This is a genomic window from Paraprevotella sp. (assembly GCF_986071375.1).
On sequence record NZ_CFQRNQ010000008.1, the window covers coordinates 135,998 to 150,333 of the forward strand.

12 protein-coding genes and 1 tRNA gene are annotated in these 14,336 nt (G+C 50.1%); 6 read left to right on the forward strand and 7 right to left on the reverse strand.

What is annotated here, in order from left to right; genetic code table 11:
• Positions 1-2 precede the first annotated feature (2 nt).
• Entirely contained in the window at positions 3-686 is a 684-nt protein-coding gene (locus AC5RDV_RS06175) for a queuosine precursor transporter (RefSeq protein ID WP_008626066.1), read from the reverse strand.
• A gap of 179 nt (positions 687-865) precedes the next feature.
• Here AC5RDV_RS06175 and AC5RDV_RS06180 point away from each other — a divergent pair, with 179 nt between their 5' ends.
• Positions 866-1,960 carry a TlpA disulfide reductase family protein gene (locus AC5RDV_RS06180; RefSeq protein ID WP_282748520.1) on the forward strand — a complete coding sequence of 365 codons (1,095 nt, stop codon included), beginning with the start codon at positions 866-868 and terminating at the stop codon, positions 1,958-1,960.
• 113 nt (positions 1,961-2,073) lie between these two features.
• On the opposite strand, the gene AC5RDV_RS06185 is transcribed toward AC5RDV_RS06180, so the two are convergent.
• The gene (locus AC5RDV_RS06185; protein WP_282748519.1) at positions 2,074-3,636 is read right to left on the reverse strand and encodes a transporter; all 1,563 of its coding nucleotides are present in this window, start codon (positions 3,634-3,636) and stop codon (positions 2,074-2,076) included.
• 371 nt (positions 3,637-4,007) lie between these two features.
• Between AC5RDV_RS06185 and tpx the strand changes: the two genes are divergently transcribed.
• The 4 genes from tpx (at position 4,008) to AC5RDV_RS06205 (ending at position 7,328) form a co-directional block, all read left to right on the forward strand.
• Positions 4,008-4,649: a thiol peroxidase gene (gene tpx, locus AC5RDV_RS06190; protein ID WP_282748518.1), complete on the forward strand. Its 642-nt coding sequence runs from the start codon at positions 4,008-4,010 to the stop codon at positions 4,647-4,649.
• A 147-nt stretch (positions 4,650-4,796) separates the two neighbouring features.
• Positions 4,797-6,149 carry a signal recognition particle protein gene (gene ffh, locus AC5RDV_RS06195; RefSeq protein WP_282748517.1) on the forward strand — a complete coding sequence of 451 codons (1,353 nt, stop codon included), beginning with the start codon at positions 4,797-4,799 and terminating at the stop codon, positions 6,147-6,149.
• A gap of 24 nt (positions 6,150-6,173) precedes the next feature.
• Positions 6,174-7,052: a bifunctional methylenetetrahydrofolate dehydrogenase/methenyltetrahydrofolate cyclohydrolase FolD gene (gene folD, locus AC5RDV_RS06200; RefSeq protein ID WP_282748516.1), complete on the forward strand. Its 879-nt coding sequence runs from the start codon at positions 6,174-6,176 to the stop codon at positions 7,050-7,052.
• A gap of 202 nt (positions 7,053-7,254) precedes the next feature.
• Positions 7,255-7,328, forward strand: a tRNA-His gene (locus AC5RDV_RS06205).
• A 137-nt stretch (positions 7,329-7,465) separates the two neighbouring features.
• On the opposite strand, the gene AC5RDV_RS06210 is transcribed toward AC5RDV_RS06205, so the two are convergent.
• From AC5RDV_RS06210 to AC5RDV_RS06230, 5 genes are read right to left on the reverse strand one after another with little or no spacing between them, the layout of a single operon-like run.
• Complete coding sequence (locus AC5RDV_RS06210) at positions 7,466-8,587, reverse strand: porin (protein ID WP_282748515.1); 1,122 nt, start codon at positions 8,585-8,587, stop codon at positions 7,466-7,468.
• Positions 8,584-9,792, reverse strand: a complete 1,209-nt coding sequence (locus AC5RDV_RS06215; protein ID WP_494222144.1) for an FAD-binding protein — start codon at positions 9,790-9,792, stop codon at positions 8,584-8,586. The genes AC5RDV_RS06210 and AC5RDV_RS06215 overlap by 4 nt, the downstream gene beginning before the upstream one ends.
• Before the next feature lie 14 nt (positions 9,793-9,806).
• A complete protein-coding gene (locus tag AC5RDV_RS06220) occupies positions 9,807-10,592 on the reverse strand; it encodes an electron transfer flavoprotein subunit beta/FixA family protein (RefSeq protein ID WP_282748513.1) in 786 nt (261 codons plus the stop codon).
• Positions 10,593-10,627: 35 nt separating this feature from the next.
• A complete protein-coding gene (locus AC5RDV_RS06225) occupies positions 10,628-11,854 on the reverse strand; it encodes an NAD(P)/FAD-dependent oxidoreductase (RefSeq protein ID WP_282748512.1) in 1,227 nt (408 codons plus the stop codon).
• 2 nt (positions 11,855-11,856) lie between these two features.
• On the reverse strand, positions 11,857-13,185 hold the full coding sequence (locus tag AC5RDV_RS06230; protein WP_428389052.1) for a DUF5690 family protein: 1,329 nt from the start codon (positions 13,183-13,185) through the stop codon (positions 11,857-11,859).
• Between the two features lie 178 nt (positions 13,186-13,363).
• On the opposite strand from AC5RDV_RS06230, the gene AC5RDV_RS06235 reads away from it, so the two are divergent.
• Positions 13,364-14,272 carry a hypothetical protein gene (locus tag AC5RDV_RS06235; RefSeq protein ID WP_282748510.1) on the forward strand — a complete coding sequence of 303 codons (909 nt, stop codon included), beginning with the start codon at positions 13,364-13,366 and terminating at the stop codon, positions 14,270-14,272.
• Positions 14,273-14,336 lie beyond the last annotated feature (64 nt).

Genomic DNA, 14,336 nt, shown 5'->3' on the forward strand with positions numbered 1-14,336 from the left:
GGTCATAATTGAGACACCTTTAATATATTATAAGAAATGTTCTTGTCGTACACATCCACGCCTTCCACACGTTTCACCCAACGCACCACGCGAATCGTGACGGGAAGTATGATGACCTCATAAAGCGTCTTCAGCAAAATCTGCCAGAACATCATGAGCAACAGATTATCCCAAGGCACAAGACCGCCCAAAGCTATCGGGAAAAAAATCAGCGAATCGGCCGTTTCTCCCGCCACAGAGGACAGGACGGCGCGCAGCGAAAAGCGACGCCCCCCGGAAGCCACCTTCATCACGCTCATGACGTACGCATTAAGGAAGGAGCCGGAAAGGAAAGCCAGAAACGAAGCGGCCGCCACACGGGGAGCCAGACCGAACAGGTTGTGAAAGCCTTCCTCGTTGTTCCAATACGGCGCACCGGGAATGAGGTCGGCCACATAACCGAAGAAGACAAACAGGAAGTTCATCAGGAACCCAGTCCATATCAAGAATTTGGCCTTGTTGAACCCCCAAACCTCGACGATGCAGTCGTTCACGATATAAGAAATGGGAAAGACCAAAATCCCGGCCGTAATATTAAACGGACCGAACATGATTTGCTTCGTGGCCAAAAGATTGGCCGAAATGAGACACACACAAAACAGTATCCCCATCAGCATGAAGGATACACTGACTGTTTTTTCTTTCATATAATCTTGTTTTTTAAGAGGTTACCAAGCACTCATCGCGTATTCTATCCGGAACGCGGGAACAAAGATACGATAAAGACGGGAGAGAACAAAAAGAACCTATAAAAAAAGTTTATCAGGTGGAAAAAGAAAAAAGAATTCGTACCTTTACCTATTATTTATAATTTTTTACGGAAAAAATGAAAGAACAAATTTTAAGCCTATTTCTGGCCACATACTGCGGAATGGCCTTTGCACAAACGAATTATAAAGTAACATTCACCACAGACCAGACTGACATCACCAACGTGTACCTGTGCTCGAAAGAGGATGGCACCGTCCTGGATAGCGCAACCTGCCAAGACGGCAAAGCCTCATTCGACGGGAAAACCAACCTCCCCCAAATTGCAGCCATCAGCATAGACCAACAAGCCAAGAAGCCGGTAACTTTACTGATATTGGACGATACGCCGGCCACCATTGTACAAACTTCCGGCTCAACGGACATCAACGGCTCCCCATTGAACCGTAAATACTCCGAAATAAAGGAAAAGGCCAGAACGTATGACAACCAAATGAAAAAACTGCAAATAGAAGCACGGGATATCGCACAAAGCCACAATGGCAGCCTGCCGGACGCTGACGCCGACCGGCTGCAACAAGCTTTTGATGAAGCTGTACAAGGGCAAGCCGAAAGCATCCGGCAAGCCTTGGAGGAAAACAAAGACAATTTGATTCCGGCCCTCCTCATCTCTGTCTACGGAGACCGGCTTGAAGACCAATACGTAGGAAATTATCTGGAAACGTACGCCTACAAAGACAACGGATGCCTCAATGAAGTAAACCAATACATGGCAGCCCTGAAACGTAAAGCCATCGGTAGCATGTTCACGGATTTTACCATGGATGACATGGAAGGCACGCCCCACAAGCTGTCCGACTACGTAGGTAAAGGGAACTATGTCTTGGTAGATTTTTGGGCCAGTTGGTGCGGCCCATGCCGTGCGGAAATGCCGAACGTAAAGAAAGCCTACGAACAATTCCACCCGAAAGGATTTGAAATCGTAGGCATCTCGTTCGATGCACAAAAAGGCGCATGGGAAAAAGGCACGAAAGATTTGGGCATCACTTGGCCACAAATGTCCGACTTAAAAGCTTGGAACTGCGAGGCAGGCAAACTATACGGTATACGAGGCATCCCGGCCACCATACTTTTCGGCCCAGACGGCAAAATCGTGGCCACGGACCTGCGCGGAGAAGAACTCCAGAAAAAACTGGAAGAGATTTACCAATAACCCGCAAACAGAACGTTCCTACGTTCCCATTCACGGAAGATGGCATCTCCGGATATTCCGGAAACGCCATCTTTCGCTTTATTATCCCGCTAAATTATGCTCTTGCCCAAACCTTAAAAACTAAAGTCTATACCCAGACCAAACACTTTGTTGGTACGAGTGAAAGAGTCACTACCCTTCAACACCCCTGTCGCCACCAAAGCGTCGGCCACAGGCTGTCCGGCCGCCATGGCCACCGTATTGCTAATGCCATTATAGTCGTTCGTCGTACGGTTGTAGTCCTTATAGAAAGTTTGGAAATAAGCCACGTTCACTTTGATATGCTTTGTGGCTTGTATGCCGAAGCCCACCCCCATAGAGTTGGAGCTGACATTAAAACTCATGTCCTTCATATAAGCATCCGTCAGTCCGTAATGCGTGTTCTGCCATCCGGCACTGAACTGCAACCTGTCGCAAATGTCGTATTCCACCCCGGCCAGGATTTCCCTTGAACCGCTTTCAAGAAGTTTTTGGGAGTCGCCTTCCTGCGAAGCCTGTTTGTCGAAATAATGATGGTAACCTGCCATCACACGCAACGATGGCAGGATTTCGTATTGCGCACCAAGGGTCAACAGTGCCGGAATGTCTTCCTTCACAGTCCGCCCGTCGCGGAACTTGTCCAACATGGCCAAGCGTTCAGCCGACTCACTGTTGGCCGCACGGTTGTCCAAACGAATTTTCGTCTTAAACTCATACTTGGCGCCAAAGTTGAACTTGCCTATTTTATAGTCCAAGCCGATAATGGGCGTAAAGCCCCACCCCGTCTGGTCGCAGTTAAGCGTCACGTCTTCTGTAGCTACCGCCAAAGTACCCATTTGTTTGGCAGCCGCACCGGCCTTTTGGGCCAATTCGGCATACTGTTGCGCCAAATCCTGATTTCCGGCAGCGGCAGCCTGTTCGGCAGCCGCCGTCAGTTGGCCGGCTTTTTCTAAATAAGAAGCCATTTGGCTTGAAAACAAAACCGGAGCACTCACCATTCCACCATCGGCCGGATTATTCACCGATATGTTCTTCACATAACCGTAGTAGTTCGTCGTGGCATACACCAAACGTCCACCCACGAAAGCCGACAGGTTGTCCGTCACCTTATAGGCCGCACCGATTTGAAACCCATAATAATATTGGCGTCCGCGCATGTAGCTGTCCATGGAATAGCTGTTGATGCCCATATCTTTCCCCAATAAAGGTAGCAACGCTGCCTGACTCTCAAAAGAGCCTAAACCGTCCTCGAAGGCGCACTTTCCACCTCCACCGCCAATGGCGAAATTGAAAGAATACGACCAACGGCCACGATTGTAAGCCGCCTGCAAAGAAGGAACAACCGGAGCTTTGGCATCTCCTTTGAACAGTTTGGAAGATTCTCCACGATTGCCTGCACCGTATGCAAAAGGCCCAAACACAGAAGTAACCTCACGCGTTTGGTAGGCACTTTGGAAGTTCAAGGACAGGTGTAACCCATCCGGCAAGAAAGCTACACCCGCCGGATTACTATACACCCCGTCAATGCCAATGGCACCGTCTCGCGCGGGATTGCGCAAGAACGTCACATTCTGATTCGTGTTCGTAAGTAGCCCTCCGGCAAAAGTTAAACTTGAAACCATCAAGCCAAAGGAAGCCACAAGAGTTTTTTTCTTCATACCTATGAATATTTCTAAAAATCGGGCACAAAATTAACGATTAAAACTTATATTCACAAAGAAATCCCTTGTTTTATTCTATTCCCAATCGTTACAAATACAACAAATACAGATTAAGGATTCCATTTCACGACAACGCACCTCCATTTAACGCCCACACAAAAAGCTTCCTTTGATTTTCCATTCTACCGGAATACCTCCAACGCTCTCCTATAATTCACACAGAATATTTGTATATCAACAAAATAAACATATATAAGCAAACTTTTTTCTACCATTTTCGCTCCCCCTTTCCTATTCCGTTTTTTATACTTATATTTGTTGTGGCCTTTCGACATACTTGCTTCGATGAGAATTAAACCTACTTAAAAATGACGGATATGAAAAAAACGCTATTTTTATGGTTGGCATTGGGAGCCACCGTGACTGCTTTTGCCCAATCCCCCAATGGCATCACCAAAACCTCGGCCGTACAAACGGGACAGACGAAAAACAAGGGAGAATCAATCATCTATAAAAGAAACACCCTACATACGACAGGAAAAATGGTAGAAACGGGACGCAAGGCACCGGACTTCCACCTGACACAGTCTGACCTGCAAGACGTAAAACTCTCTGACTTCAAAGGTAAGAAAGTCATTCTGAACGTATTCCCCAGTTTAGACACCCCCACTTGTGCCGTTTCCGTACGTGAATTCAACGAAAAGACATCGGGACTGGAAAACACGGTCGTGCTCTGCATATCCATGGATTTGCCTTTCGCACAATCACGGTTCTGCACCACCGAAGGACTTACCCGCGTCATACCGCTTTCGGCCTTCCGAAGCCAGGATTTTACCAAAAACTACGGTTTGCAGATTGCAGACGGCCCCATGAAAGGCTTGTTGGCTCGTGCGGTGATCGTGGTGGACGAAAAAGGAATCGTACGGCACACCCAACTGGTCAAAGAGATTTCGCAGGAACCGGACTATGAAGCGGCATTGGAAAGCGCCGCAACGGCAACTACGGAGTGAGGACGCAGGCGCATACCCGCCTTCTGCCGCAAACTCCAAAAGGAAAAGGCTTATGGAGCAGATTTTATCCGCTGTCATCCCTCTTTTGACGGAAGTTTTTTCGTATCTTTGCCGCTTTAAGAATCATCATAAAAAAACAAACGATATATGTTCGACAATTTGAGTGAAAGACTAGAACGGTCTTTTAAAATCCTGAAAGGTGAAGGCAAAATCACCGAAATCAACGTGGCTGAAACCTTGAAAGACGTGCGCCGCGCATTGCTCGATGCCGACGTGAACTACAAGGTGGCCAAGACTTTTACCGACACGGTAAAGCAAAAGGCATTGGGGCAGAACGTGCTGACAGCCGTGAAGCCAAGCCAGTTGATGGTAAAAATCGTACACAACGAACTGGCAACCCTGATGGGAGGCGAAACGGCAGAGCTGAACCTGCAAGGCCATCCGTCCGTCATCCTGATGGCGGGTCTGAACGGTGCCGGCAAAACGACCTTGTCCGGAAAACTAGCTCTGATGCTGAAAAGCAAGAAACGTAAGAATCCTTTATTGGCGGCTTGCGACATCTATCGTCCGGCGGCCATCGAACAGTTGAAAGTGTTGGGCGAACAAATCGGCATCCCCGTATATAGCGAACCGGACAACAAGGATGCCGTGCAGATTGCACAGAACGCTGTGAAAGAAGCCAAGGCCAAAGGTTACGACGTGGTCATCGTCGATACGGCCGGACGCCTGGCGGTGGACGAACAGATGATGCAGGAAATCGCCGCCATCAAGCACGGTATCAACCCCGACGAGACGCTCTTCGTGGTAGATGCCATGACCGGACAGGATGCCGTGAACACAGCCAAGGAATTCAACGACCGTCTGGACTTCGACGGCGTGGTGCTCACCAAATTGGACGGCGACACCCGGGGCGGGGCGGCCTTGTCTATCCGTACGGTAGTGAACAAGCCCATCAAATTCGTCGGCACGGGAGAAAAAATGGAAGCCATCGACCAGTTCCATCCTTCGCGTATGGCCGACCGTATCCTGGGCATGGGAGACATCGTGTCGCTCGTGGAAAAGGCTCAGGAACAATACGACGAGGAAGAAGCACGCCGCCTGCAAAAGAAAATCGCCAAGAACCAGTTCGACTTCAACGATTTCATGTCGCAAATCCAGCAAATCAAGAAGATGGGTAACCTGAAAGACTTGGCTAGCATGATTCCCGGCGTGGGCAAGGCGCTCAAAGACGTGGAAATCGACGACAATGCCTTCAAGAGCATCGAAGCCATCATCCAGAGCATGACTCCGCGTGAACGTACCAATCCGGAAATCCTGAACACCAGCCGCCGCCAACGCATCGCGAAAGGTTCGGGCACCAACATACAGGAAGTGAACCGCCTCATCAAGCAGTTCGACCAGACGCGCAAAATGATGAAAATGGTGACGGGCAGCAAAATGGGCAAGATGATGGCCAACATGCCCAAGATTCCGGGTATGCCTAAAATGCCTAAACTATAATCGTAAACCAAAAGAGGAATAACCATGCAACTGATTGACGGAAAGGCCACCGCCGCACAAATCAAGGCGGAAATTGCCGAAGAGGTAAAACAAATCGTAGAAACCGGAGGGAAACGCCCGCATTTGGCTGCCATCCTCGTGGGACATGACGGAGGCAGCGAGACTTACGTGCGCAACAAGGTTTTGGCTTGCGAAGCCTGCGGTTTTAAATCGACCCTGCTCCGCTTCGAGGATACTATCAGCGAAGAGGAACTTCTGGCCGAAGTGGACAAGCTCAACAAAGACGAGGACGTGGACGGATTCATCGTGCAACTGCCCCTCCCCCGCCATATCTCCGAACAGAAAGTCATCGAATCCATCGACTTCCGCAAGGATGTGGACGGTTTCCATCCCATCAACGTGGGAAGAATGGCTATCGGGCTTCCTTGTTACATCTCAGCCACCCCGAAAGGCATCCTGGAACTGCTCCGGCGTTACCATGTCGAGACGAGCGGCAAGAAATGCGTCATTCTGGGCCGCAGCAACATCGTAGGCAAACCTATGGCACAGCTCATGATGCAAAAGCAGTATGGCGACGCCACGGTGACCGTATGCCACAGCCGGAGCCGCGACTTGAAGAAAGAATGCCGTGAGGCGGACATTATCATAGCCGCTATCGGCCAACCTGATTTCGTCACGGCCGACATGGTGAAAGAGGGAGCCACGGTCATCGACGTGGGCACGACACGCGTCCCCGACGCTATGAAGAAAAGCGGATTCCGCCTCAATGGCGATGTGAAATTCGACGAAGTAGCCCCCAAATGTGCTTACATCACCCCCGTACCCGGCGGAGTCGGCCCGATGACCATCTGCATGCTGATGAAAAATACACTGTCAGCGGGCAAAAAGGAATTCTATCGTTAATAGGGTATTGAACAGACATAAGGTGTACCGCCTGCTTGACGGTACACCTTATTATATATAAGCCTTCGCGGACTTCAAGGCTGTGGCTCAAAAAAGTTTTAGTAAAAATCCGACGAAACATTTGCAGTTTCAAATAAAATGCGTACCTTTGCATCGCTTTAGGAAAGGAACATGATACTTTTCATACAAGCACACCAAAATGGTGACTATAGTTCAGTCGGTTAGAGCGTCAGATTGTGGTTCTGAATGTCGTGGGTTCGAATCCCACTAGTCACCCGAAGAAAAAGGATTTCCCGTCGGGAAATCCTTTTTTAATGCCTTTATATCGTACTCCCCGATACAAAAGAACAGACAGATGCTCCCTTGCGAAAACATCCGTCTGTTACGAATCTGAGAAATCAGATGAGGGTTCCTCAAAAAATATACTGGACACGTAATTGCCCTAAAAACAGGTTTTTCTTGTAAAATTCATTGCAATGTTCTCCTACAAGGACATAACTTCCGTTCAGTTTTACGGCCAAATATTCATTCAAATAGAAGTTAGCTCCCAACGAAACGTCGCTTTCCCGTCCGCCCATGATACTGGCTCTGCCATCGTTCAAGTTCGTATAATTGAAACGTGCCGTGAGTTCTATCGCCTGTTTACTGCCCGGCCTGCCGGGAATACCGTACAGGTCGTCATACGCAAACCCTCTTCCCCGAACCAGAAAGCCTGCCTGCACATATCCTCCCTGCGGACGGTAAGCCTCCCTTTCCGTACGATTGAGACGGTTCAGAAAGTATTCTCCCTGTACCATGAAATGCGGAGCGGTATAAAGTATCTCAAAAACGCCTTTGAGTTCTGTCCCTAAACGATCCACGGTGGCTTCCATCAATGGAAACGGGAACATGGATGTCACGCCATCATTCGATACAGTTTTTGTCGGCGGTTCCACCGTATTCACCGGTTTGGTACGGAAAGAAAAAGCACCGCCCACATGCAACAGATTCCCTTTCCACCGCTTGCGCCAAACGCCCCGCGAAGTGGAAACCAAAGCGTTAACCTGCCCGTCACCGATTTTATTGATGTCGTTATGCGTATACAATCCCGTAGCCCAATATCCAAATGGCAGACTGGAATGATAAGTCAACCCGAGCTTGCGTCCGTCCGTAAAAGCCAATACGGATCCGGCCGACTGATGAAAGCGCATGTCTGCCGTACTGATGAGCATATCCATGGAATAAGGTTCATAAGCATTTCCTAACGAAAGGACACCATGTTTAAAGTGATAGTTCAACAACAAATCCTTGATGGCTACTTTGTTCCCTCCCAAACCAATGTCGGCTTTCATTTCATATTGCCTGTAAGTAGCTTTAAAGCCCACACGGAAATCTTCCAAGCGATAATACCCCTGCACACTTTCCTTGCCATAACCGGACACAGCGGCATCCAGCAATGCCCTCGAACGAAACTTCACGGTAAGAGGTTCGTCCGCCTGTGCCGTCATAAAGCAACTTCCCATGCCCAACCACACGCATGCCATCCATTTTCTCATACGCACCGATTCAAAATATTCATGAATTGCGGAAGTGCCTCTTCCACAGGTATTGCCCAACCATAATCCGCCACATTGAAGATAGGAGCCGTACGGTCCGGGTTGACGGCTATCACACAACGCGCTCCGGTGATGGCCGCCGTATGCTGTATCTGTCCGCTGATACCGATGGCGATATACAAATCCGGAGCTATCGTATGCCCGGTCTGCCCCACTTGCACGGAAGCGTCCACCAACCCGGCTTCCACTGCCGCACGAGACCCGGCCACCGTCGCACCGATACGTTCGGCCCACTCCCGGATTTCATCGGCACATCTCCGTGTTTTCACGCCTCGTCCTATACCTATTATAATAGAACTGTCGTTCAGCGAAGTTCCGCCCACTTCTTCCGCCACGGTCTCCAACACGCGAACACGGCTGTCGGCTCTTCCTGCCTCATAAGCATGATAGACGATTTCCCTCCTCCTCGAAGTATCCTTCTGCCGGGCTTTCATCACCCCGGGACGTACGGAAGCCATTTGCGGCCTACAAACGGGGTTGACAATCGTAGCCATCAGATTCCCTCCGAAAGCCGGACGTATTTGGCGCAACAGTCCGCTGTCCGCATCCATTTCCAACTCCGTACAATCTGCCGTCAATCCGGTGTGCAATACGGCAGCCAATCGTGCGGACAAACCACGGCCGCATGGCGTAGCCCCGATAAGCAAGGCCGAAGGATGATGTTTGCGCACCAAGCCGGCCCACACCTCCGTATAGTTTTCCTCCACAAAATCCGATAGAAGCGGAGACTCCACCACGTGCACGCGGTCTGCACCGGCGGCTATCAACTCATCCGCCCATGCGGACACCTCACCGCCTATCAGTACAGCCTCAACCGGTTGGGGACGACAAGCCGCAAGTGCCACAGCCTTTCCCAAAAGTTCCCGGCTTACCGGTGCCAAAGCACCGTCCTGGATTTCCGCCCACACCCAAATGCCATTGGAATCATCCACAGGCTGTTCCTGCCTTTCATCTTGACGCTGCATCACCCAAGCTCCAACCGGACAAGCCTGCACACAACCGCCGCACAACCGGCAATTCTCTTCATCCACCTCCGGAAAGTCGCCCATACGGATAGCCCCATAGGCACAACTTTCGGCACATATTCCGCAGGATACACATTGCCCGGCCTGTAATTGAAGTATAAAATCCTTATCTTTATTCATTTTCATCTTGCTTTTTAAAAATTAATTCCGCGTCTCATGCTTTCACGGACGACTGCAAAAAACTTTTCCCCGTCGGGAAGCCATTCCACGTCTTTCTTCCGTTGAGGCACCATAGTAGACACTACTTGAGTAGGAGATGCCTGCAAACCGACTTGCGAAGGTTCCAGTCCCAAGTCGCATTCATCCCAATGAAGGATGGCCTGCCGCTGAGCCCACCGCCAACCGGCCAGTGTGGGACAATCCAGTTCCCCCGTCTCCCGACCAACCGTCACGACACAAGGCAAATCCACCTCCATACGTTGGAGTAAACGACCGGCCTTCTTCCTCACACACATACAAGTATCCGATATGTCCGAAACCTCCATCAAATGCGTCACTTGGGGAATATCCAACTGTCCGGCTACCTCAGGCCCCACTTGTGCCGTATCACCATCCACCGCCATTTTCCCGAAAAGCAACAAGTCGTATTCACCCAACTTGCGCACGGCTGCCGCCAGTACCAGGCTCGTACACCACGTATCGCTTCCGGCAAATGCCTTGGAGGACAACAAAACCGCCTTATCCGCCCCTCTTTGCAAAGCCTCCCGGAGCACTTCTTCCGCCGAAGCGGGCCCCATGCTTACCGCCACTATCTCAGCCCCCGTCTGCCTTTTCAATTTTACTGCCAACTGCAAGGCATACAAGTCATCAGGATTTGTCCGGGTCATGGCCGACGAACGCTTCAGCGTCCGGGTTACAGGATCCATCTCTACCTTTGTAGACAAAGGCACTTGCTTTAAGAATACAATATACCGCTTCATATCTTTCGCTTTTTTATCTTCCATATATCCGAACCCTATCCACCTTTTTTATTGGAACGGGCATCCGCACACCTTTTTTGAAACTCAACCGAAAACGGGTCCACTGCCCCGAAACGGTCCGGTGCAAACCCGGCCGGATCCACAAACGGCTCTTCCCGCAAAATCAATTCTGCGGCCAAGCGTCCCATACCTCCACCGGCAGCCACGCCTCCTCCACAGCATCCGGCTACGGCATACAACCCTTCGTATGGACGCACCTGCCCGATAATGAATTTGGCATCCGGCACGTAACATGAAGGCCCGGCCACATAATGCGCGACACCCAGCGTTTCTATGTCCGGAAGATAACGCTGTAGCAACGGGGCACACTCGTCGAGCACTTTCCATTCGGCTGCCTTATTGAAATCGAAATCCTCCAACTTATCCGTCAATGTGTCGGGATTGAAGGCTTGACATTCACTTTCGCGCAAACCGATAATCAACGCCCCCACATCCGAACGGGTGAAAGCGCGGGCATCGGGAATCACCGTAAAAGGATGGTTTGCCGGAAAACGCCCGGGGTTTGTTCCCGTAATCCAAAAATGACTCCGTACCGGAGTAAAAGGAAGCCCTACCCCTAAAGGACGCATCAACAGGTTGGCCCACGAGCCTGCGGCATTCACGACAACCGGTGCCAGTACTTTTTCCCCGTCCGCCAACTCCACTCCTGTCGCCTTGTCTCCAACAGCCACAATGGCTTTTACTTTCGTATTCGGACGCAATTCCGCCCCGAGACTTCGTGCAGCACGTGCATAACCGGAACATAACAAAGCACAATCTATAAACGCATCCGTAGGCATGTAAAGCGCCTCTTCTACCGCCGAGACCTCCATCCAAGGAAGAAGCTCTTTCAAACGCCTCCGGTCGATACGTTCATTCGGTATTCCGAAACGTACGGCCGCTTCTTCCAATGCTTCGAGTTCTTTCAGCGATGCGTCGGACGAAGAGATGGTCACACTGCCGCACTGCTGCAGTTCGAGCGATTCCCCCAAAAGGCGCTCTATTTCATCGATGCAATCATACGTTTCCTGCACCATTTCCATCAAAGCCGGTTTGGTACGCGCCCGTGTCAACAGGCAGGCTGCACGGGACGAAGCCTGCGACGCTATCTCGTTGGCATCCAACAACAACACCTTCCCCGCCTTACGTTTGGCCAACTGGTAAGCCGTGGCGCATCCCAACAAACCGCCACCGATAATTATCACATCATAATCCTGTTTCATCGTCAAATTACATTATATTGAGGATTCATATACAAAGTCGTACGCTCCGTCTGTTCTTTTCTACGCCCTTGAGCGGAATACCGTTTATAAATCAATACGGCAGCCACTGTGAACAATACCGCACAAACCGCGCCGACCGCGCATGCCATGTGGTTGTAAAGCGCAAACCACTCCATGTCGAAATTCAGAAACTCCTTGGTGGAAAGCAGAGTCACCGTACCCATGTAGCCGATGAAGTCGATAATGGCGATGAAGAAACCTACATTTCCCCTGATACGGAAACAAGCGATGAAGCGATCGAAGAAAATCGTCTGGAAAGTCAGATAGGCAATGTAGAGGCACAGGCTCTGCACAAACAACCACACTACTGGCTGCCAATCCAATGCCTCATAATTCAGCGACACGTATGTCATGACCAAACAACCGGCAATGACCAGTCCCATCAAGCACATCAAAGCCCGAATATTGCTGCGGAAGAAGACGAAAGCGGCAAAAATCCCGAGGATGACCAACGTAACAATCGTATCCACCTGGGCGAAAAGCCAAGAAGACTGATTGCTCATATCCAGGATATTGACCAGAAAATCTTCCTTGATATCGCGCAGCACTAGCAACATGAAGTTGCCCACGAACAACAAGGTAAGAATCGGAGCGTAACCTCGGAACAAGCGTTTACGTCCGTTTCCGTCCAATGTCACACGTTCGTTACGCAGTGCAATATCTTCTTCCGTAGGCTGTGGCAGACGCTTCAACATATACCCCATAAAAACGAGAAGAGGCAAAGCAAAAGCCCCAATCACGGCAGGCATCCAGAACTGTCCCACGTGCATCTCGTTCATGGCAAACAAACCGAAACTCTTAGCCACACCGGAACTGAACACCATGCTTACCCCCAACAGACTGGCCAACATATCCGTCACCTTGCGCCCCTCGATAAAGCTGAATATCACGCCCCACATGCAACCGAGCGACAAGCCGTTCAAAAACATGGCCGCCACATTGAACGGAGGAGCCAACAGGCCGAAGCCGACCAAAGCCGCCTCGGCTGCTACCGCCGAACAGACGAAAAACTTGAAACGACACTCCTTCTTCAACTCCGAAATCAACTTGATGCCAAAGAACTTGGCTATCACATAACCTAAAATCTGAATCGTCGTCACCGCGACCTTGTAGTCCGTGCCGAAGAAATCAAACCCCTCGAACGAAGCCGCCGTATAAGGTTTGCGTAAGGCATACACCAAAGAGTAGGAAAGCAAGGCTGCACCACCCGCCCACAGGATGAGTAACGCATCCGAAAATCTTTTGTTCTTTACGATTTGTTCCATAACCATAGTTTTGTTTTCGGCTGCAAAACTATCCCAAACCGCCATCTGAAAAAATTAATTCATCATATATCATACGCCCGTCCAAACCCGTATTTATAATGTAACATTCATCTCACGGTAATGAAGCACGAAAGCAACAGGTTTGTAACATGGAAAACGTACCTTTGCCCCAAAGAACATACGTATGGACAAATTGGTATCACTCTACGAACGAATGAAGAAACTGCGCGAAGCCGGTGTACGGATGAAGGACATCTCCGAGGAGACGGGCATCGCGTCCAGCGTACTCTCCTCGCTCTATTCTTCCGTGCTCCCCACATACATCAATCTGCTCTCCGGAGGATGCGGTACGGAAAGTGCGTTAGACCAAGGGCTGCAACAAGTCAACAACGTGTCGAAACGCAAACTGCAAGGTTGCCTCGACGAATTGTACGACAAAGTGAGCCACATCGAGCCACGTTTCGTTTCCAACAAAAACGGCGGACGACCTTTCCTGGACGACATCGAGAAAGAAGCCATCAAATACCTGCCCAATGCCGGCACCTATACCGGGCTTTACCAGTCTTACAGTTCTTCATCCTACTCCGACGGACTGAAAGTGGAGCCTTATATGATATCCTCTATCGTAGATGGCGACACCATGCCCAAAGTCTATTGCCAGAACCTGTCGGGTGACTACTATATCGGCGTGGGGCTGTTCTCGCCGTTTCAAATCGGTTATCTGATGTTCAACGAACAAAAACGCCTGCAACTTGCCCTGAAGGTGGTCTACCTGCAACTGCCCATCATCGAGTATCCCCAAATCATGAAAGGAATCTATCTGACACACGACTATAACCGCAATCCGATCGCCCGGCGCATCCTCTTTGTCCGGCAAGGCGACGAAATCCCACTGGAAGAGTTTGCCGACTTACGCACAGAAGTAATCCCCAAAGCACAACTGACCGGAGAACTGTTGGAATACTATAATTACACTTGCTGCAACGAGGATATCATACGGAGCATGATGCTGATATCACCGGACAAGGATACCAAAGAACTCCAACGCGAAAAGCAACTCCTGAAAATCCTCAGTACACAAGAGGGTCCCTGAAGATACGGCACCCGCCATGCGAAAGGCCGCAGAAGGAAATATCCTTCTGCGGCCTTTCGTATAA